At 64.5% G+C, this 19,760-nt stretch carries 14 protein-coding genes and 1 pseudogene; 10 read left to right on the forward strand and 5 right to left on the reverse strand.

Annotation, left to right across the window (positions count from 1 at the left end; all coding sequences use genetic code 11):
- The 4 genes and pseudogenes from AC3A4H_RS21290 to AC3A4H_RS21305 all read left to right on the forward strand — a co-directional run.
- Positions 1–2,239: pseudogene (locus AC3A4H_RS21290) on the forward strand (hypothetical protein); the annotation flags it as partial.
- Positions 2,240–2,469: 230 nt separating this feature from the next.
- Positions 2,470–4,617: a peptidase domain-containing ABC transporter gene (locus tag AC3A4H_RS21295; protein WP_487768500.1), complete on the forward strand. Its 2,148-nt coding sequence runs from the start codon at positions 2,470–2,472 to the stop codon at positions 4,615–4,617.
- Positions 4,583–5,980 carry an HlyD family type I secretion periplasmic adaptor subunit gene (locus AC3A4H_RS21300; protein ID WP_487768501.1) on the forward strand — a complete coding sequence of 466 codons (1,398 nt, stop codon included), beginning with the start codon at positions 4,583–4,585 and terminating at the stop codon, positions 5,978–5,980. Before AC3A4H_RS21295 ends, AC3A4H_RS21300 begins: the two co-directional genes overlap by 35 nt.
- 5 nt (positions 5,981–5,985) lie before the next feature.
- Entirely contained in the window at positions 5,986–7,800 is a 1,815-nt protein-coding gene (locus AC3A4H_RS21305; protein ID WP_487768502.1) for a tetratricopeptide repeat protein, read from the forward strand.
- A gap of 56 nt (positions 7,801–7,856) precedes the next feature.
- Here AC3A4H_RS21305 and AC3A4H_RS21310 read toward each other — a convergent pair whose 3' ends face one another.
- Positions 7,857–8,660 (reverse strand): hypothetical protein, encoded by an 804-nt coding sequence (locus tag AC3A4H_RS21310; protein WP_487768503.1) that lies wholly within the window; start codon positions 8,658–8,660, stop codon positions 7,857–7,859.
- Between the two features lie 86 nt (positions 8,661–8,746).
- Here AC3A4H_RS21310 and AC3A4H_RS21315 point away from each other — a divergent pair, with 86 nt between their 5' ends.
- The gene (locus tag AC3A4H_RS21315) at positions 8,747–10,786 is read left to right on the forward strand and encodes a glycosyltransferase family 2 protein (protein WP_487768504.1); all 2,040 of its coding nucleotides are present in this window, start codon (positions 8,747–8,749) and stop codon (positions 10,784–10,786) included.
- Between the two features lie 76 nt (positions 10,787–10,862).
- On the opposite strand, the gene AC3A4H_RS21320 is transcribed toward AC3A4H_RS21315, so the two are convergent.
- Positions 10,863–11,549 carry a response regulator transcription factor gene (locus AC3A4H_RS21320; RefSeq protein WP_487768505.1) on the reverse strand — a complete coding sequence of 229 codons (687 nt, stop codon included), beginning with the start codon at positions 11,547–11,549 and terminating at the stop codon, positions 10,863–10,865.
- 146 nt (positions 11,550–11,695) lie between these two features.
- Entirely contained in the window at positions 11,696–13,111 is a 1,416-nt protein-coding gene (locus AC3A4H_RS21325; RefSeq protein ID WP_487768506.1) for a cryptochrome/photolyase family protein, read from the reverse strand.
- 285 nt (positions 13,112–13,396) lie between these two features.
- Here AC3A4H_RS21325 and AC3A4H_RS21330 point away from each other — a divergent pair, with 285 nt between their 5' ends.
- Positions 13,397–13,636: a hypothetical protein gene (locus AC3A4H_RS21330; protein WP_348780753.1), complete on the forward strand. Its 240-nt coding sequence runs from the start codon at positions 13,397–13,399 to the stop codon at positions 13,634–13,636.
- Between the two features lie 31 nt (positions 13,637–13,667).
- Here AC3A4H_RS21330 and AC3A4H_RS21335 read toward each other — a convergent pair whose 3' ends face one another.
- Complete coding sequence (locus tag AC3A4H_RS21335; RefSeq protein WP_487768507.1) at positions 13,668–14,246, reverse strand: undecaprenyl-diphosphatase; 579 nt, start codon at positions 14,244–14,246, stop codon at positions 13,668–13,670.
- Positions 14,247–14,866: 620 nt separating this feature from the next.
- On the opposite strand from AC3A4H_RS21335, the gene blh reads away from it, so the two are divergent.
- Genes blh through AC3A4H_RS21355 form a run of 4 tightly spaced genes read left to right on the forward strand, consistent with a single transcriptional unit; the run spans position 14,867 to position 18,037 of the window.
- Positions 14,867–16,159, forward strand: coding sequence for a bifunctional sulfur transferase/dioxygenase Blh (blh, locus tag AC3A4H_RS21340; RefSeq protein WP_487768508.1), 1,293 nt, complete (start codon positions 14,867–14,869; stop codon positions 16,157–16,159).
- Positions 16,153–16,497: a sulfite-sensing transcriptional repressor BigR gene (gene bigR, locus AC3A4H_RS21345; RefSeq protein ID WP_487768509.1), complete on the forward strand. Its 345-nt coding sequence runs from the start codon at positions 16,153–16,155 to the stop codon at positions 16,495–16,497. The genes blh and bigR overlap by 7 nt, the downstream gene beginning before the upstream one ends.
- A complete protein-coding gene (locus tag AC3A4H_RS21350; RefSeq protein ID WP_487768510.1) occupies positions 16,494–17,267 on the forward strand; it encodes a YeeE/YedE family protein in 774 nt (257 codons plus the stop codon). Before bigR ends, AC3A4H_RS21350 begins: the two co-directional genes overlap by 4 nt.
- On the forward strand, positions 17,264–18,037 hold the full coding sequence (locus AC3A4H_RS21355; protein ID WP_487768511.1) for a sulfite exporter TauE/SafE family protein: 774 nt from the start codon (positions 17,264–17,266) through the stop codon (positions 18,035–18,037). The genes AC3A4H_RS21350 and AC3A4H_RS21355 overlap by 4 nt, the downstream gene beginning before the upstream one ends.
- 81 nt (positions 18,038–18,118) lie before the next feature.
- Here the strand turns inward: AC3A4H_RS21355 and AC3A4H_RS21360 are convergent, their stop codons facing one another.
- Positions 18,119–19,672 (reverse strand): trimethylamine methyltransferase family protein, encoded by a 1,554-nt coding sequence (locus AC3A4H_RS21360; RefSeq protein WP_487768512.1) that lies wholly within the window; start codon positions 19,670–19,672, stop codon positions 18,119–18,121.
- Positions 19,673–19,760: the final 88 nt, after the last annotated feature.

Below are 19,760 nucleotides of genomic sequence, written 5' to 3' on the forward strand. Positions count from 1 at the left end.
CGCCACTGGAGACACCGGCGCGACCGGCGATACCGGAGCGACTGGAGATACCGGCGCGACCGGAGATACCGGCGCGACCGGCGATACCGGCGCCACGGGTGACACCGGCGCGACGGGTGACACCGGCGCGACGGGTGACACTGGCGCCACGGGAGACACCGGCGCGACCGGCGATACCGGCGCCACTGGAGACACCGGCGCGACCGGCGATACCGGAGCGACTGGAGATACCGGCGCGACCGGAGATACCGGCGCGACTGGCGATACCGGAGCGACTGGAGATACCGGCGCGACGGGCGACACTGGCGCGACGGGTGACACCGGCGCAACCGGCGATACCGGCGCGACTGGCGATACCGGCGCGACTGGTGACACGGGCGCGACGGGTGACACCGGTGCCACGGGAGACACTGGCGCCACGGGTGACACCGGCGCGACGGGAGATACCGGCGCCACGGGCGATACCGGCGCGACTGGCGACACCGGCGCCACGGGCGACACCGGCGCCACGGGCGACACCGGCGCGACTGGCGACACCGGCGCCACGGGTGGCACCGGCGCCACCGGCGCGACTGGAGACACCGGTGCCACTGGCGATACCGGCGCGACTGGAGACACCGGCGCCACTGGCGATACTGGCGCGACGGGAGACACTGGTGCCACCGGCGATACCGGAGCCACCGGCGATACCGGCGCGACGGGCGACACTGGCGCGACCGGAGACACTGGCGCAACCGGCGACACCGGCGCGACCGGAGATACCGGCGCCACGGGTGACACCGGTGCGACGGGCGACACCGGCGCGACGGGAGATACTGGCGCCGCCGGCGATACCGGCGCGACGGGAGATACTGGCGCGACTGGCGACACCGGCGCCACGGGTGGCACCGGTGCGACGGGCGACACCGGCGCGACGGGAGATACCGGCGCGACGGGAGACACCGGCGCCACGGGTGGCACCGGCGCCACGGGCGACACTGGCGCGACTGGTGATACCGGCGCGGCGGGAGATACTGGCGCGACCGGAGACACTGGCGCAACCGGCGACACTGGCGCAACCGGCGACACCGGCGCGACCGGCGATACCGGAGCCACTGGCGACACGGGCGCGACCGGAGATACCGGTGCCACCGGCGACACCGGCGCGACTGGCGACACCGGCGCGACCGGAGATACCGGTGCGACCGGCGACACCGGCGCCACTGGAGATACCGGTGCGACTGGCGACACGGGCGCGACCGGAGATACCGGTGCGACTGGCGATACCGGCGCCACGGGTGACACCGGCGCGACCGGCGATACCGGAGCCACTGGCGATACCGGTGCGACTGGCGACACCGGTGCGGCGGGTGATACTGGCGCGACGGGTGACACCGGCGCGACGGGAGACACTGGCGCGACGGGTGACACCGGCGCGACTGGCGATACCGGCGCCACGGGAGACACTGGTGCGACCGGCTCGACAGGCGCGACCGGCGCCACCGGCAAGACAGGCGCGACCGGCGCCACTGGCAAGACCGGCCCGACAGGTCCGACCGGTGCCACGGGCAAGACCGGCCCGACAGGCGCGACCGGTGCCACCGGCAAGACCGGCCCGACCGGCGCGACCGGCGCTACCGGAAAGACCGGCTCGACAGGCGCCACCGGCAAGACCGGCCCGACAGGCCCGACAGGCCCGACCGGCGCGACCGGCAAGACCGGCCCGACGGGCGCGACCGGCGCCACTGGCAAGACCGGCCCGACGGGCGCGACCGGCGCCACTGGCAAGACCGGCCCAACAGGCGCGACCGGCGCCACCGGCAAGACTGGTCCGACGGGTCCAGCCGGTCCGACGGGCCCGACAGGCCCGAGAGGCCCGGCAGATCCGCCCGGCGGACATACCGGTGGGCATGGATGGCCTGGCTGGCCGAAATGGCTTCCCGGCTGGAGCAATCTGGGGCAGTTGAAAGACCACATGTCCTTCATGCCCGCTCAAAATGCCTATCGAGGCGTAGGGTCGACGGCAGACGGTGTCACGTTCGGCAGTGAAGTGTCTCTCCGGAGCATTGCGCAGGGGCTGAACGGAAACCTGACGCCAACCGATATCGTGCCGCATTGGGGATCGTCGTTGCCTGCAAGCAGCGGAAACACTGCGCTCGCGTCGATCGGAACGACCGTCCAGCAGACCGGTCACTCGGGCACGATGACCTCGCTCAACCTGGAGGACTACGCACGTAAACTGACGATGCCAAAGGACTAAGCCCGAATTGGTGAAAGGAGACCGGCCATCGTGGCCGGTCTCTTCACTTCGACAGAAACCTGCCAGCTTCTATCGAGTGATCCAAGATGAGCAAGAATATTGCGCCAACTGCCGATATGAATTTCTGCCCGGCTGGGCCGATGCCGCAAGAGGCTGCGGCTGACGGACCTGCAAATGCGGCCGCTGCAAGCCGCGGAGCGCGCCGGACGGGTGCACGCCTGGCTGCCGCCATGAAAGTTGCCCGCTATTACGGAGCCGATCCTGACCCGCTGAAGCTCGGTGCTGCGGGAGCCGTGCCTTCCCCGGCAGTTCTGACGGACTGGTTTCGCCAGTCGGGGCTGTGGGCACGCTGCGTGCGTCTTACCTTTCGTCAACTGCTGAAGATCGACAGCCCGGCACCTATCCTGTTGCTGCTCGCCGATGGCGATGCTGCCCTGGTCGTCGGCCGTGATCATGAGCATCGGATGCTTCTGGTGCGCGACCCATGCGCGCCGAACTCGCAAGCGCCGGTAGAAGTCGACGAACTCCGTCTCAGGCATGTCTGGGATGGCGCAACCTTGCTGGTTCGCACCTCACGCCAGGACAATGAAGACGAGGCACCGTTTAACCTCGGGTTGCTTACCCGCCTTGTGTGGGGAGAAAAGACGATCCTGCGCGACGTGGCGATCGGCTCGATCACCATCACCATCCTCAGCGTGATGCCCATCCTGATGATCATGACGACCCTGAACACGGTGGTGATGCATCAAAGCTCCAACACGCTCGCCCTGCTCGTCGTCATCCTGGTGATCGCACTTGCTTTCGAGATGCTCATCGCCTTGTCGCGGCGGATGCTGCTCGTCATTCTCGCCAGCCGCCTGGACACCAGGATGAACCTGGCCATCTTCGACCGGCTGGTGGCGCTCCCGATGGATTTCTTCGAGCGGAACCAGGCGGGCGAACTGTCTTACAAGGTCAGCCAGCTCTACCGCGTGCGCGAGTTCCTGACAGGGCGGATGATAACGACGTTCCTCGATCTCTCGATGGTTCTGCTGCTGTTGCCTGTGCTGTTCTACATGGAGGCAACGCTTGCATGGACCGTGCTGGCCGCCGCCTGCTGCGTCACGCTGGTCATAGCGGTCTTCCTGAAACCCCTGGCTCGCATGACGGCCAAGCAGGTCCAGGCAGAGTCTGACAGAGGCTCGACGCTTGTCGAAAGTATTTACGGCATCCGCACCGTCAAGTCGCTCTGCCTGGAAGACAGCCGCGCGGCGGAATGGGACCAACGGACGGCGAGGGTAGGCGAACTCAACCTGCAGATGGGCAGGCTGAGCAACTGGCCGATGGTGCTGGTGATGCCGTTCGAGAAATACACCCAGGCCGGCGTGTTGGCGCTCGGCGCCTATATTGCGCTTACATCCAGCAACCCGCTGTCGCTCGGCGGTTTGATCGGCTTCATGATGCTTGGCGGCCGCGTCGCCGGCCCATTGGTGAATCTCGCGCGCCTGCTGCAGGACGTGCAAGAGGCGCGCGAGGCGCTTTCGCAGGTCGGCTCGGTTCTCAACCGGCCAACCGAGAAGCGGGCGCTGACCCATGGGCTGCGGCCGAAATTCGAAGGCGCGATCAATTTCGAGGACGTCACCTTCAAGTACGAAGGCACCAAGACCCCCGCGCTCGACAAAGTCAGTTTCTCCATCGCGCCGGGCACCATGCTCGGGCTGGTAGGTCGCTCGGGCTCGGGCAAATCCACCGTCACGCGGCTGCTGATGGGTATCAACCGCGAGTATTCGGGGGCGGTCAAGATCGACGGGACAGATCTGCGCGAAATCAATCTGCGCCACCTGCGCCAGAGCTTCGGCGTCGTGCTGCAGGAGAATTTCCTGTTCCGCGGCACGGTCAAGGACAATATCCTCGCCGGGCGACCAGGCCTTAGCTTCGAGGACGCGGTGCGCGCGGCCAGGCTCGCCGGCGCGGAGGAGTTCATCGAGCGCCTGCCGCAGGGCTATGAAACCTGGATCCAGGAAGGCTCGCCCAACCTTTCCGGCGGCCAGCGCCAGCGCCTTGCCATAGCGCGCGCACTGATCGTCGATCCGAAGCTCATGATCCTCGATGAAGCCACCTCCGCGCTCGACCCGGAAAGCGAGGCGCTGATCAACGCCAACCTCCAGCGCATAGCGCGCGGACGCACGATGGTGATCGTCTCGCACCGGCTGTCTTCGCTGGTCTATTGCGACCAGATCCTTGTGCTCGACCGCGGCCAGGTCATCGATCTCGGGCCCCATGACGAACTGGTCGAGCGCTGCGCCGTCTATCGCCATCTCTGGCTGCAACAGAACCGCCATATCGATCCTCGAGGAAAGGCACATGCGAACCCGGCTCCGGTTCTCGCCCGCCAATGACAGCGCGTCGGCGGGCGCCGGCCCGCTGCCACTCGCCGCCCTGGAATTCGGCAGTCCTTCAGCCGCGATCATCGCCACTCCGGTGCCGAAGCTCGCGCGCGCGATGACCTTCCTGGTCTTTCTTCTGGTCGTTTCGATGCTGGCGGCGAGCGGGCTGATCCGCATCGACAAGATTGTTTCGGCCAGCGGCAAACTTGTTGCCGAGGCGCCCAACATTGTCATTCAGCCTTTCGATCAAACCATCATCGAGAGCATCGATGTGAGGAAGGGTGACATCGTCCGGAAGGGCCAGGTGCTTGCCCGTCTCAACCCGACTTTCAGCACCGCCGATCTTACCGCGCTGAAGGATCAGGTCGATTTGTTCAGTGCCGCGGCGGCGCGATTGCAGGCAATAGGCGACGGCGATGAATACGTGCCCGACCGGACCAACCCGCACGCCAGCCTGCAGATGGCGATCTTCGTCCAGCAGAACAACGAACGCAAATTTTCCCTGGAGAATTTCGACCAGAAGATCGACCAGCTGAAGACGCAGATCGCGGGCGATGAAGCGCAGGCCACCTATTATCGCCAGCGCATCGGCCTCGCCACCGGCATAGAAGAGATGCGCCTGAAACTTCAGGATCTGCAGGTCGGCAGCCTGCTCAACACGATGCTTGCAAAGGATGTTCGGCTCACGATGCAGGCTTCGCTTTCCCAGGCTGAATCGGATGCCGCCCAAGCGCGCCGCAAGGTGGCCGCCTTGCAGGCTGAGCGTGAAACCTTCGTCCAGCATTGGAGCAGCCAGAACTCGCAAGATCTCGCGGAGACGCGTCGCAAGCTGGTGCAGGCCCAGCAGGACTATTCCAAAGCCACACTGCACAGCGAGCTTGTAGTGCTCACCGCACCGCGCGATGCGGTCGTGCTTTCGGTGGCCAAGATTTCGGCAGGCTCGGTCGTCACCACGGCCGAGCCGCTCATCCAGCTGGTGCCGCTCGACGCGCCGCTTTCGGTCGAGGCCGATATTTCGGGCATCGAAAGCGGCTATGTCCGATCGGGCGACGAGGTAACGATCAAATTCGATACCTTGCCGTTTCTTCAATATGGCAGTGCACATGGCGTGGTGCGCTCGATCAGCGCCGATAGCTTCAGCCCCGAAACTACGGCGCAGGAAGGCGGCACGGCGCTGCCGAACCGGCCAAGCACGCTCTATTACAAAGCCGACATCGCAATTGGAAAGCTGTTGCTGCACGGCACGCCGCCTGGCTTCCGCCTCATGCCGGGCATGCCGTTGACCGCCGATGTGAAGGTCGGGACGCGTTCCATCCTGGCCTACTTCGTCAACAAGATCCTCCCCGTTGCCTATGACAGCATGCGCGAGCCGTGACTCGTATGACTGGATTGAACCTACTGGCCACGCCATTTGATCGTCTCGCATCCCGCTCGGCGAGGTGGGCACGCTCGCGTGCGCAACGCCTCGCGGAGAAGGAGCCGGAGCGATCTCTGGCCCTGTTCGTTGCGGCGGCCGAACGAGGCGATGCGGAAGCGGCGTTTATCGTCGGCGAGCGTTACCTTGGAGGCAACGGCACGGTGCAACATCAGGCCTCCGCGGCTCGCTGGTACTACCGCGCTGCCGAGGCCGGCCATGTGCGTGCGCAGTGCCGTCTGGCCCAACTCCATCTGTTCGGTTTGCCGCGGACTGCGGTGGAGCAGGGCGGCGGATTGTTTGAACCGGTTGCGGCGCAGAATGCGGAGCCCGATTACCACGCGGCCGCGCTCTGGGCCCGTCGCGCGGCCGAGGCGGGTGCACCGGATGCCCAGGCAATGCTCGGCTTCATCCTTTCGTCCGGACCCGATGATTTGCGCGATCCGGACGCAGCGTTCAGCTGGTACCGCAAATCGGCCGGGCAGGGTTGCCCGCAGGGCAGGCTTGGCTACGCCATTGCATTGATAGTACGCGCAAACAGAGCGACCATGACGATGGCCGCCCATGCCGAGCTCGCCCGCGCCGCGGAAGCAGGCTTGCCAACCGCGCATTACCTGCTTGGCGTTAGTGCCGAATGCGATGCTGGCGTGCCGGACGATGCAAAGGCGCGGCATCACTTCACAATCGCAGCAGAGGCCGGGCACTGCAAGGCCCAGGCGAGACTTGGCATGATGCTGCTCGAGGGCCGCGGGGGGCCGGCCGATCCGCTCAACGGTGAAAGCTGGCTGCGCCGCGCCGCTGTCGGCGGCGACCGCGACGCGGCAGCCATGCTCGGCGATATCTATGCCCGTGGCGGTTCCATGCCGCCCAACTACGCCGAGGCCGCGCACTGGCTCCACACCGCGGCCGAGCGCGGGCACAGGGCGGCGGCGCGTGCGCTTGGGATGCTTTATCTTACCGGTGCCGGCGTAGTGCGGGACGCGGACGAGGCAGCCATTTGGTTCAATCGGGCGGCTGAGGCCGGCGATCAGGAAGCCCAAACCGACCTCGCGGTACTGCTGCAGACGGGAGAGGCAGCCTCGCTCGCGGGCGAGCCACCGCCCGTGCATGAATGGTTCAAGCGCGCGGCCGAGCAAGGCGACCTGATTGGCGCGTTCAACTACGCCGTCTGTCTGGCTGAAGGCGTGGGCGAACCCCGCAACGACGAGCTTGCCGCTTTCTGGCTGAAGCGCGCCGCGGCGGGAGTTCCGAACGCGCAATACTGGTATGGCCGAATGCTTGTCGAAGGCCGCGGCGTGGCAAGGGACGATGCCGAGGCCGCGGCCTGGCTTGCCCGTGCCGCAGACGCCGGCGTAGAGGACGCCCAGCTTGCGCTTGCGGAGCTGCACGTGGTCGGCCGCGGCGTGCCGCGCGATCATCAACTGGCAAGATCCTGGCTCCTGCGCGCAGCGTGCGAAGGGCACTCGGGCGCAATGTTCGCTCTGGGCGTCCTTCACGGCGGCGATCATGATCTTGAAGCCGATCATCAGGAGGCCCGGCGCTGGTTCGCCAAGGCCGCCGACCAGGGCCACCCGACGGCTGCCCTGATGCTCGCCCGTTACGCCGCGAAAGGACTGGGCGGGCCGGAGGATCTCGAAACGGCAAGACGTTGGTACGCGCATGCGGCTTCCCTCGGAGCAGCCGAGGCGAGCGACGAGCTCGCCGCACTCGAGCGCGTGCCGCCTCGCCAGTCGGAAGCCATGCCTGGAACGGCTTCGCTGCCGGATATGGAAAGGGGGTAGGGGAATGGCTTACTCGGCCGTGGCAAAAGCAGGGGCCCATCCGAAACGGCGTCCGCTCAGGGGCCGGCGAAAAGCTCGCCCAGTCGCGCCGGCAAGAGGCCAGGCGCGTTCAGATCCGTGCAGCTCTTTTCCCAGAAGTTGAGGTAGTCGTGCAAGGGAACGCCGCTCCGCTCCGGCCATCGGTTCAGTGCTCCCAAGTCGGCGACCATGGCGGGATCGCCTTCCAGAAGATCGAGCATCGTCAGCACCGCGCCGCGCGCGGAATCAAGGCCCCCGTGCTCGTCAAGGAAAGGCTTCTGCCTCTTGTACCAGGCGCCGAACCCCGCCGGAACGCGTTGCTCCTGCGCGGTCTTGCGATAACCGGTCACAAGGGCTTCCCGGTATTTCCGAATGGAGCTGGCGTATTTCGCGTCGTTCGGGAAGGGAGGGGCGTGCATCCAGTCGTCGGCCAGGAGCCGCAGGCCGCGCAGCGAGAAGGCTTCGGCCAGCGCTTCCTCGATCCACTGGCAGGGGTTGCGCGGGTTGGCGTCCCGCTGCCAGCTGTTGCAGAACACGTGGCCGAATTCATGCCCGAACTGATAGGCGAGATTGCACCAGTCGCGAGTGCCGACGATGACTTTGATCCAGGCGGTCGTCGGCTTGTCGGTGTGAAGCCAGATGGAGGGATTGCTCCCCGACTTGTCGTCGACGCGAAGTCTTTGGGGCTGGCGGTCGGAGAGCAGGGCAACATCCGCCAGACAGGCCTTGCGCATACGCTCGATCACTGCGGCTGCATCTGCAGGCGCGGATCCGCCCCACTCACCCCCAAGCTCCAGTTCGGCGTTGAGCAGCGTCACGCCCGAAGAAGTGGGGCGCGCCATGGCATTCTTCAACGGAAGCGCTACGCCAATCCCGAGCAAAGACAGAAAATGCCGTCTCTTCATGGGATGGCCGCAGGCGGGCATGAGTGCACCTCATCATCCAGCTCTTCTCGACGGAGTATACGATGACCACCCCAAGCCGGAAAGTTTGCCTGAACATGATCGTCAAGAACGAGGCGGCGGTGATCCGCCGGTGTCTCGACAGTGTGCGGCCGATCATCGACTACTGGGTGATCGTCGATACCGGGTCCACCGATGGCACCCAGGACATTATCCGCGAGCACATGCGCGACCTGCCCGGCGAGTTGCACGAGAGGCCCTGGCGCGACTTTGCCCACAACCGCTCCGAAGCCCTCGATCTGGCCCGCGGGAAGAGCGAGTACACGCTGATCATCGACGCGGACGACGCCCTGGAGATCGGGCCCGGTGGTGGTCTTCCTCCACTGGCGGCAGATTCCTACTCGATAGACATTGCCGATACCTCGATCTCGTATCGACGCACGCAGCTGGTGCGCAGCGCCCTGCCGTGGCGCTACGAAGGCGTGCTGCACGAATATATCACCTGCGATGATGCCGGCCCGTCAGGGCACCTCTCCGGGATCCGCATGCGACGAAACCACGACGGTGCGCGCCGGAAGGACCCGCAGACCTATCGGCGCGACGCAGCGGTGCTTGAAGCCGCGGTGGAGACGGAGACCAACGCATTCCTGCTTTCGCGCTACCGGTTTTATCTGGCGCAGAGCTACCGCGATTTCGGCGAGCGCGAAAGGGCGTTGGAAAATTACCTTATCAGGGCCGAGATGGGGTTTTGGCCGCAGGAAGTATTCGTCAGCCTCTACTATGCAGCCCAGCTCAAGGAGTGGCTCGGCTACGCCGAGCAGGAGGTGATCGATGCATATGTTCGCGCGTCGGATGCCTTGGCCACCCGGTCCGAGGCGCTGCACGCAGCAAGCCGGTTCTGCCGTCACAGGAAGCGCTACGAGGAAGGGTACCAGCTTGCGAAGCGGGGACTGGCCATAGCCATGCCGGCCGACGGGCTGTTCGTCGAGCGCTGGATCTACGAGACCGGCCTTCTGGATGAGTTTTCTGTCAACGCGTACTGGTCAGGGCACTATGCGGAGAGCCTCGACGCCTGCCTGAAAATCCTCGCGACGGGAAAATTCGCGGGCGCCGACCTGTCTCGTTTGGTGTCGAACGCCCGGTTTGCCAGCGGACGATTGATGAAGGAGCCGGACCTGGGATCGGCGGCAACGAAGAGCTTCGCGGAACAACATGCCCTGATGCCGCCGAGATGGCTCCATTCGCGCGTCGCCGGATCGCCAAGGGTGCTTCTTGCCATCTTGGCCAAGCAGAAAGAGGAGTTTCTGCCGCTATATCTCCGGTGCATCGAAGCGCTGGAATACCCGAAATCTTCCATCTTCCTGTACATCCGCACCAACAACAACACGGATGGAACAGAACGTATCCTGCGCGATTGGGTGAGCTGTGTGGGGCATCTCTACGCCGGTGTTGAATTCGACGCAGAGGACGTTCAGACCCGCGTCCAGCAGTATGCAGTGCACGAATGGAACCCCGCGCGGTTCCGGGTTCTCGGCGAAATCCGCGACATCAGCCTGAGGCGCGCCGTCGAGAATGACTGCGATTTCTACTTCGTGGCCGATGTGGACAATTTCCTGATGCCCTCCACACTGCGCGAGTTGCTGTCGCTAGACATGCCGATTGTCTCGCCGTTGTTGCGGTCAATGAATCCTCATTTGATCTATTCCAACTTCCACGCGGAGATCGATGAGAACGGTTACTACAAGGACTGCGACCAGTATTACTGGATTTTGAACAGATGGATCCGCGGTGTCCATGAGGTGCCGGTCGTCCACTGCACCTATCTCGTACGCTCGGACGTCGCAAAGAGCCTGCGATACACCGATGATACGGGCCGTCACGAATACGTAGTGTTTTCAGAAAGTGCGAGAACGGGCGGGATTTCCCAATATATCGACAACCGGCAGGTGTATGGATACCTGGCATTCGCCAATGGCCATGAATACCATATGCCGGAAGGTACTGACGCGATAGGAAAATATATCGACGAATATCTAAGTTCCGGCCATGATTCAGGTAAGATTTAGCGGTTTGTTGAATGCGCCTGCGGCAGCGTGGCTCGACTGCCACGAACCCAGCGGCTGACCACCTGAGCGACGGAGCTTATTCGTCAGGGGCTGAGGTGTCCGTCGCGTTCCAGGACCTGGCAAGCGCCAGCCTGGTCAAGGCCGGCAGGGATTTCACACCTGTCTTTTTCATGATGGCGGAGCGATGGTTCTCGACCGTGCGTCGACTGATGCCGAGATCCGCAGCGATGTTCTTGCTTGGGTGGCCGGCGAGTACCAGTTCCATGATCTGTACCTGCCGGGGTGTCAGCCTCGAGATATGGCTGCCGGAAAACTCTTCCGGGTCGGGTGGCCTGAACCCTCGCCTCGACCACTCAAGCGCACGCTTGATACCAAGCAGCAGTTCGTCGCGTTTGACCGGTTTCGAAATGAAGTTCGACGCGCTTATCTTTACGACCTGAATGGCCATCGACATGTCGCTCTCGCTCGCAATGATGATGGCGGGCGACCAGCGGCAGGGTTCATCCGGTGAATGCAGACGGCAGGCTTCGAGATAATCGTCGGGCGTCTCACGGTCCTCGACGGTCCAGCCAGACTGCACAAGGATCGTGCGAATCCTGTCGCGAAGTTCATGGTCGTGGTCCGCAATGAATATGAGCGGGCGTTCCGGACGATGGTCCGGCTGTGACACGCGCGCATGGTCTGTGGTCGCCGGATCATATCCGGCGAGAAGGAGCCTCGGCTTTGTCTCGTCTCGAGTGGACCCGGGCGCCGTCGCGCGCAATTTCTTCGGTTGAGGTCGTTGCTTTGGCATACTTCCTCTCCCTCCAGATTGGGGTACACCGCCAAGTAGGTTTCTACCTCTGGCTGTCAAGTGCAAAAAATGCCAGCAAAGGTAGCGATGGCGAACCCACGCCCCAGCCGGGCAAGCTATGGTACTGCTCGGGCCCGCATTGCGCGGTCCCGCGAGGCCTTCAGGTCGACGATGGGGCGTGGGTAGGTTCCGCCGAGTGTCACGCCGGCGGCCGTTAGCTCGGTTTCGGGGGCTTCGAACGGGCGGTGCACCCAGATGGCGGGCAGGGCGGCCAGTTCAGGCACCCAGCGTTTGACATAGCTGCCGTCCGGGTCGAACCGCTGGCCTTGCAGGACGGGATTGAAGATGCGGAAATAGGGCGCGGCGTCCATGCCGCAGCCGGCCACCCACTGCCAGTTCCCGGGGTTGCTGGCCATGTCCGCGTCGACCAGCGTGTCCCAGAACCATCTTTCGCCCAGCCGCCAGTCGATGAGCAGGTTCTTTGTCAGCAGTGACGCCGCCAGCATGCGCACGCGGTTGTGCATCCATCCGGTTTCCCAAAGCTGACGCATGCCAGCATCCACGATCGGGAACCCGGTGAGGCCCCGCTCCCAGGCACGCAGCGCAGCTTCGTCGTTGCGCCATTCCAGGCCGGCCAGGCTGTCGCGCATATCGAGACTGGCGATGTCAGGGCGATGATAGAGCTGGTGATAGTTGAAGTCGCGCCAGATCAGCTCGGAAAGGAATTTTTCCACCTGCGCTGCCTTTGCCGGGTCTTGCGCCGAGACGGCGCCGGCGGCGTGCCACACCTGCCTGGCGCTGATCTCGCCGAAGCGCAGGTATGGCGATAGCGACGAGGTTCCGTCGATGGCTGGGCGGTCGCGGTTCTCGGCGTAGCCTGCGAGGCAATTGTCCAGGAAGCGCAGCAGAGCCGCGCGGGCGGCCTCTTCGCCCACGGCCCAGTGTTTCGCGAGCTTTTGCGACCAGGCCGGCTCGCCGGTGAGGGGGCCTTCAGGGTCCGGTGAAGACAGGGTTGTTCGGGAGCCTGCCTCAGGGTGAGAGAGTGGAGGCGCCACGTGATGCTGCCGCACCGCCTTGGCAAACGGAGTGAAGACCTGGTAGGGGCCGCCGCCGCCGGTGCGAACTCCCCAGGGCTCGACGAGCACATTGCCGGGAAAGGAAGCGGCGGCGGCTCCGTTTGCGCGCAGGGTTGTCTTTATGGCGGCGTCGATGTCACGCTCGGCGGCCGCATATCTGCGGTTCCAGCATACGAAAGCCGCCTTCAGGCGCGCGGCCCCCTTAGGCACGATTTCCCTGGCATCGCCGGTCTCGACCAGAAGCTCGATGCCCGCTTCAGCGAGACTGTCCCGAAGCGAAGCGAGGCTTCTTTCCAGCCACCAGCGTGCCGCGCCCCCGGGAGGCCTGAGACCGGGAGCGGTCTCGTGAACATAGAGCGCGACCACGCCTGCGCCGCGGGCGATTGCCGACGCGAGCGCGGGATTGTCGGCCAGGCGCAGGTCGTTGCGCAGCCAGACGAGCGAACAGCCACTCATGCCCGTTTCCATCTCTCCGCGAGGGTCCTGGTCGATCACGTCATCTGGTGGTCGGCGGCAAAACCCGCCGCAACGATGTTCACGTTATGGAACCGGAAAACCCTGCTGCAAGGATAATTTGGATGAAAGGCGCATATCCGCATTGGGTATTGTCCGTAAAAGACCTGTCAATGGTCGGGCATTGTCTCGAATAGACGCCACCGTCGGTGGTGTGCAACATTGCCATGTCGGCACCATTGCTGCCGATTGCCGGGGGGCTGCAGACAATCCGATTGGGAGAACGGGATGACTTCCCACAGTCACCGGCAATATCTTTCGTCCTCTGACATGGCGCTCATCGAGCAGGTCCTGGCCGACGCCGGCTTCGTTAAGGGTGTGCCTTCGGAAAAGGGACGAGATGCAGCAAAATTCCTCACGCGGAAGTTTCAGGACGGCGTGGTCGATGGGGCGGGGCTTGCCAAGGCCCTGAGGGGGCATCTGGTAGCGCTTGAGTTTCAGCATCGCCGCAGGACCGCCAGGTGGTGAACTGGCCTTGCCGGCCCGGGGCACGGAGCTCCTATGTTTTGCTGAACGGCGCCAGAACAAGCCTCTCCATGCGCTCCGCGAGAGACAGCAGCTGCGCGCCGTGGCGATCCATGATCCAGAGCGAGGCCATCGCCGCCAATGCGGCGAGCACGACGGAGCCGAGCATGTCGAGAGGGTAGTGGACGCCGATATAAATTCTCGACCAGGCGACGATGATGCCCGCCGCCGTCGCGATCCAGGCGGCTCCCTTGCGCCTGACCATGAAAAGCACTGCTGCACAGGTGGCAAAGGCGAGCGCGTGATTGCTGGGGAATGAAGAGTTCGGGCGGTGGTCGACCAATGCGTGGCCGAGACCGACCATGAAGGGGCGAGGCCTGAAGAAGACCAGCCCGACAATGGCGCTCATGACGATGGCGATTGCGAGCGCGGCGCAGAGAGCTATCGCGGTGAGGCGGCTGCGGCGCCCGCCGGAAATCCAAAGGCCAGCCAGACCGAGCGGAATCAAAAGAACGAGAAACCTGGTTATGAAAATAGCCAGCCACGCCACCGTGGCGTTGGGCGCCGAGCCGGCATTCAGAAGCAGGAACAGGTCGTTATCGAATTGGAACATGCGCAGTCTCGGGGGCGCCACGATGGTCATCGTAGGCGCTCAACAAATTATTAATCGACCAATCAGCTTTGGTGTTCGGCCAGTGAAACGACTCCGCCTTGCCAGCGGATTTGGATGGCATTGCGGCGAAATTTCCGCGCACCGGCGGACGGTGGTTCGGTGCGGAGATGGGGGAGGACGAGCCATCGGGAACCGGTGCTCTGACCGGGAAGGCGGCCACGCCGCCCGTGGGTGGCGACTCCGGGTGGGGTGTTGGGGGAACCGGAGCCGCCTGCATGAACTTCAGGGAGAATTTCATGCGTCGTGACCCTGCCTGACGCAGGGTTAACGACACTTAAACCGAACCCTTAAAATGATAAGGCTATCGAAGTTTTTCCACAGCCGCTTTTCTTCCGACGATCCTGAAGGGGTGGCGGCGGGCTCGGACCGGCACCGCTCGTCGCGAATTTTTGTGGGATCCGCCGGCTTGCCGCGACAATTGCGGAAAGATCCGACGGGCGCCTGAGGCGCTTTTTCCTGGACGGTCCATTGCGGATGCGCGGTTTCGGAAAGCCTCTTGTCATTTCGACAGAATACAATATATGAAAACGTATATTGAGTTCTGGAAAGGGAAAGTACCCATGCAGACGATCAAGATCGACGAGCGGCTCTCTGTCGCCGGGCAACCGCAACTCGCCGATTTCGCGCGGCTGGCGGAAGAAGGGGTTTCGAAGCTTGTCAACGTGCGCCCCGATGCCGAAGAAGCCGGACAGCCCGGAACGGCCGCCGAAAGGCGCGCGGCCGAGGGCGCGGGTATCGACTATGACTTCATCCCCGTCACCGGACAGACCATCACCGAGGCCGACATCCGCGCCTTTCGGGCGACAGTTGCACAGGCCAAGGGCCCTGTGGTGGCGCATTGCAAGAGCGGCGCGAGAGCGCTGGCGCTATATGCCTTGGGCGAAGTTCTTGACGGCCGCATGAAGGCGGATGAGGTGCTGCCCTTCGGCAAGGCGCACGGCCTCGACCTTTCCATGGCCGCCAACTGGCTGGCGCGCGACCGCAAGCATCCGGACGTGGAGGCGTTCTTCGACCCGCGCACCTGGAGCGTGCAATATGTCGTGACCGATCCCGAGACGAAGAAATGCGCCATCGTCGATCCCGTGCTCGACTTCGACGAGAAATCCGGCTCGACCTCGACGGACAGCGCCGACGCGATTCTCGCCTATGTCGAGAGAGAGGGGCTGACGGTCGAATGGATTCTCGACACCCATCCCCATGCCGACCATTTTTCGGCCGCCCACTACCTGAAGCAGAAGACCGGCGCGCCAACGGCAATCGGCGAGCATGTGGTCGACGTCCAGAAGCTCTGGAAGGAGATCTACAACTGGCCCGAACTGAAGGCTGACGGCTCGCAGTGGGACCGGCTGTTCGCCCATGGCGACAAGTTCAAGGTCGGCAATATCGAAGCGCATGTGCTGTTCTCGCCCGGCCACACGCTGGCCTCGATCACCTATGTGATCGGCGATGCGGCCTTCGTGCACGACACGATGTTCGTGCCCGACAGCGGTACGGCGCGCGCGGACTTTCCGGGCGGCAGCGCGCAGGTTTTGTGGCGCTCGATCCAGGACATCCTGGCGCTGCCCGACGAGACCCGCATCTACACCGGGCATGACTACCAGCCCAACGGCCGTGCGCCGCGCTGGGAAAGCACGGTGGCGGAGCAGAAGCGCGCCAACCCGCATATCGCCGGCATGGACGAGGCCTCCTTCGTGAAGATCAGGGAAGCGCGCGACAAGACGCTGCCGATGCCGAAGCTGATCCTGCACGCGCTGCAGGTCAATGTGCGGGGTGGCAGGCTGCCGGAGCCCGAAAGCAACGGCCGGCGATATCTGAAATTCCCGCTCGATGCGCTGGAAGGAGCAAAATGGTGAACGTGATGGAAAACATCCGGCCGGCGGGCAAGCCTCTGGCCGACATGGCGGCGAGCGCCGGAGAGGTGGCTGTGCTGCTCAAGACGCTGGCTCACCCTGTGCGCCTGATGCTCGCCTGCACCTTGGTGGAAGGCGAGTATTCGGTGGGCGAGCTGGAAGAGAAACTCGACGTCCACCAGCCGACCTTGTCGCAGCAGCTTACCGTGCTGCGGCAGGCCGGCATCGTGGAGACGCGCCGCGAGGGCAAGCAGATCTTTTACCGGCTGACGGAGGAGAGGGCGGCCCGGCTCATCGAGGCGCTCTATGGCATCTATTGTAATGAAGGAGAGCGGGCATGACCGCTTACTGGCCCTCGCTCGCGGGCGGAATGCTGATCGGGCTTTCCGCCGCAATCCTGCTTGTGCTCAACGGACGTATTGCCGGCATCAGCGGCATCGTCGGCCGGCTGGCCTGCGGGATCAACATTTCCACCAACCTAGCCTTCGTCGTCGGCCTTCTGCTCGGGCCGGTGCTGTTCCTGTCGCTGTTTGGGCAGTGGCCGGCGGTCACCGTCACGGTTGCCTGGCCGATCATCATCGTCGCGGGCCTGCTGGTGGGCTTCGGCACGCGCATGGGCTCCGGCTGCACCAGCGGCCACGGCGTGCTCGGCCTGGCGCGGTTTTCGCTGCGATCTCTAATGGCACGTTCGGCACAGATTTTCGTAGCACTTGCGGCTGGTTTGATCTTCGGCTTCGGCCTGGCGCTTTCGGGCATGCTCAACCCGGCGCGGGTGCAGGGCTTCCTCGACATATTCGGCAATTGGGACCCGAGCCTGGCCTTCGTGCTGGGCGGCGCCGTCGTGGTGGCGTTCGGCGGTGTGACGCTTGCCCGGCGCATGAACCGTCCCGCCTTCGAGCCGGCCTTCCACTTGCCTGAGATGAACCGGATCGATGGCCGGCTGATCCTGGGTTCGGCGATCTTCGGCCTTGGCTGGGGGCTTGGCGGCTTCTGCCCGGGCCCGGCGGTCGCGTCGCTATCGCTGGGCATTTGGCAGACCGCGCTTTTCGTTGCCGCAATGGTGACGGGCATGGTGGTGCATGACAGGCGCTATCGGAGGCTCCGGTCATGACCGGGACAATGCTGAGCGCGGTCGGCTCGGGCAGCCTGGTCGGCTTCATGCTCGGGCTGGTCGGCGGTGGCGGCTCGATCCTCGCCACGCCGCTCCTGCTCTATGTCGTCGGGGTGGCAAGCCCCCATGTGGCGATCGGCACCGGCGCGCTGGCGGTGTCGGTCAATGCCTTCGCCAACTTCACCGGCCATGCACTGAAAGGCAATGTGTGGTGGCGCTGCGCCATCGTCTTTGCCGTGATCGGCACGCTCGGGGCGCTGGCCGGCTCGAGCATCGGCAAGGCGATGGACGGACAGCACCTGCTCGCCCTCTTCGCGCTGCTGATGATGGTCGTGGGCGGTCTGATGCTGAAGCCTCGGCGGGACCGCGGCTCGGCCCAGCGGCCGGTGGACCTGCGCATGTGCCTGCTGACGGCGCTGGTCGCGCTGATGGCCGGCATGGCCTCCGGCTTCTTCGGCATCGGCGGCGGCTTTCTTATCGTGCCGGGGCTGATGTTCGCCACCGGCATGCCGATGTTCAGCGCCGTGGGGTCCTCGCTGCTGGCCGTCGGTGCGCTCGGCCTTGCCACGGCGGTGAGCTATGCCGCGTCGGGCCTCGTGGACTGGCCGCTGGCGGCGGAGTTCATCGGCGGCGGCGTTCTAGGCGGTGCCGTCGGCACGGCGCTTGCGTCACGGCTTGCAGGCAAGAAGGGCCTGCTCAACAAGATCTTCGCAGCGATCATCTTCGCGGTGGCGATCTACATGCTGTGGAACAGCCTCGCGGCGCATTGAGCTGACCGGGCTGGCGCGCCGGTGGGAAGGTGAGCGAGAAGAAAAAGGCTTCCGCCGACACCTGCGGAAGCCTTTTCCATATCAATACCAGGCGTCGTCCATCGATGCCTTGCGGCGTGCGATAAAATCCTTCAGGGCCTCGTCGATGCCTTCGTCGAGCGGCGGCGCCTCATACTCGGCCAGCGCCTTCTTCCAGCGCTTGTTGGCGCGGGTGGCGGCATCCTCCGAACCGGCGACCTCCCATTTCTCGAAGGCCTCGTTGTCGGCGATCTCCGAATCCCAGAAAGCGGTCTCGTAGTTCGCCATGGTGTGGGCGCAGCCGAAGAAGTGATTGCCTGGGCCGACCTCCTGGAAGGCGTCGAGCGCGAGCTGGTTGTCATCCACCTTCACGCCGTCGAGATAGCTGTGCAGAGCGCCGCAGAAGTCGGAGTCCATGACGAATTTCTCGTAGGACATGGACAGAAGGCCGTCGAGGAAGCCGGCAGAATGCAGGATGAAGTTGGCGCCGCAATGCACGGCTGCCAGCATCGACACGGTGCCCTCGTTCATGGCCTGGGCGTCGGGCAGCTTCGACGTGGTGAAATTGCCGGAGCACCTGAGCGGCAGGCCAAGCCTGCGCGCAAGCTGGCCGATGACCATCGAACCGACGGCCGGTTCCGGCGTGCCGAAGGTGGGCGAGCCGGACCGCAGCGACATCGAGGACAAAAAGTTGCCGAAGATCACCGGCGCGCCCGGGCGTTCCAATTGGGTCAGCGCGCAGCCAGCCATGGTCTCGGCCAGCGACTGGGCAATCGCGCCGGCATTGGTGACGGGCCCCATGGCGCCGCCCAGGATGAAGGGCACCACGACAGCGGCCTGGTTGGCGCGGGCATAGGCGCGCAGCGCCGTGGTCATGGTGGCGTCCCACACCAGCGGCGAGTTGACGTTGACGTTTCCAAGGATGACGCAGTTCTCGTCGGTGAATTGCTCGCCGAAGACGAGGCGGGCCATGTCGATGGAATCCTCGGCCCGGCTCTCGGCCGTGACCGAACCCATGAAGCCGCGATCCGAATAGCGGATGTGGGCATAGACCATGTCGAGATGGCGCTTGTTGACCGGCACGTCGACCGGCTCGCACACCGTGCCGCCGGAGTGGTGCAGCCAGGGCGAGGACTGCGCGAGCTTCACGAAGTTCTCGAAATCCTCGATCGTGCCGTAACGGCGGCCCTTGTCGAGATCCATGACGAAGGGCGAGCCATAGGCCGGCGAGAAGACGACATTCTTGCCGCCGATCTGCACCGAATTGGCAGGGTTGCGCGCATGCTGGGTGAACTCGACCGGCGCGGTCTTTAGGATCTCGCGCAGCATGCCGGGCTCGAACTTCACCAGCACGCCCTCGACCTTGGCACCGGCCCGCTTCCAGTGGTCCAGCGCGACCGGGTCGTCACGGAACTCGATGCCGATCTCGGCAAGGATGCGGTCGGCGGTCGCCTCGATGCGCAGCAGGTTCTCTTCCGACATCACGTCGTAGGTGGGGATGCCGCGCACGATATAGGGCCGGTGCAATCCGCTCGGCGAACGGGTCATGCGGGCGCGCCGGCGCGCTTCGCGTCCGCCCGATCTCTGTTCCTGGGTGGGCGTGGCAGGGGTGGTCATGGTCTCGAGTTCCGTTTCTCAGCTGCTGCGCCAGCATGATGGCAAGCGGCCCCATGCTTTGATTGCGATCTCCTCCCGCAAGAAACGC

The organism is Pseudaminobacter sp. Soil_N_29 (assembly GCF_057656055.1).

Coding starts and splice junctions, on each gene's coding strand:
- blh (WP_487768508.1), top strand. CDS start 14,867: ATGCAGACGATCAAGATCGACGAGCGGCTCTCTGTCGCCGGGCAACCG.
- AC3A4H_RS21335 (WP_487768507.1), bottom strand. CDS start 14,246: ATGTTCCAATTCGATAACGACCTGTTCCTGCTTCTGAATGCCGGCTCG.
- AC3A4H_RS21310 (WP_487768503.1), bottom strand. CDS start 8,660: ATGGCGCGCCCCACTTCTTCGGGCGTGACGCTGCTCAACGCCGAACTG.
- AC3A4H_RS21350 (WP_487768510.1), top strand. CDS start 16,494: ATGACCGCTTACTGGCCCTCGCTCGCGGGCGGAATGCTGATCGGGCTT.
- AC3A4H_RS21330 (WP_348780753.1), top strand. CDS start 13,397: ATGACTTCCCACAGTCACCGGCAATATCTTTCGTCCTCTGACATGGCG.
- AC3A4H_RS21325 (WP_487768506.1), bottom strand. CDS start 13,111: ATGAGTGGCTGTTCGCTCGTCTGGCTGCGCAACGACCTGCGCCTGGCC.
- AC3A4H_RS21360 (WP_487768512.1), bottom strand. CDS start 19,672: ATGACCACCCCTGCCACGCCCACCCAGGAACAGAGATCGGGCGGACGC.
- bigR (WP_487768509.1), top strand. CDS start 16,153: ATGGTGAACGTGATGGAAAACATCCGGCCGGCGGGCAAGCCTCTGGCC.
- AC3A4H_RS21295 (WP_487768500.1), top strand. CDS start 2,470: ATGAAAGTTGCCCGCTATTACGGAGCCGATCCTGACCCGCTGAAGCTC.
- AC3A4H_RS21305 (WP_487768502.1), top strand. CDS start 5,986: ATGACTGGATTGAACCTACTGGCCACGCCATTTGATCGTCTCGCATCC.
- AC3A4H_RS21300 (WP_487768501.1), top strand. CDS start 4,583: ATGCGAACCCGGCTCCGGTTCTCGCCCGCCAATGACAGCGCGTCGGCG.
- AC3A4H_RS21355 (WP_487768511.1), top strand. CDS start 17,264: ATGACCGGGACAATGCTGAGCGCGGTCGGCTCGGGCAGCCTGGTCGGC.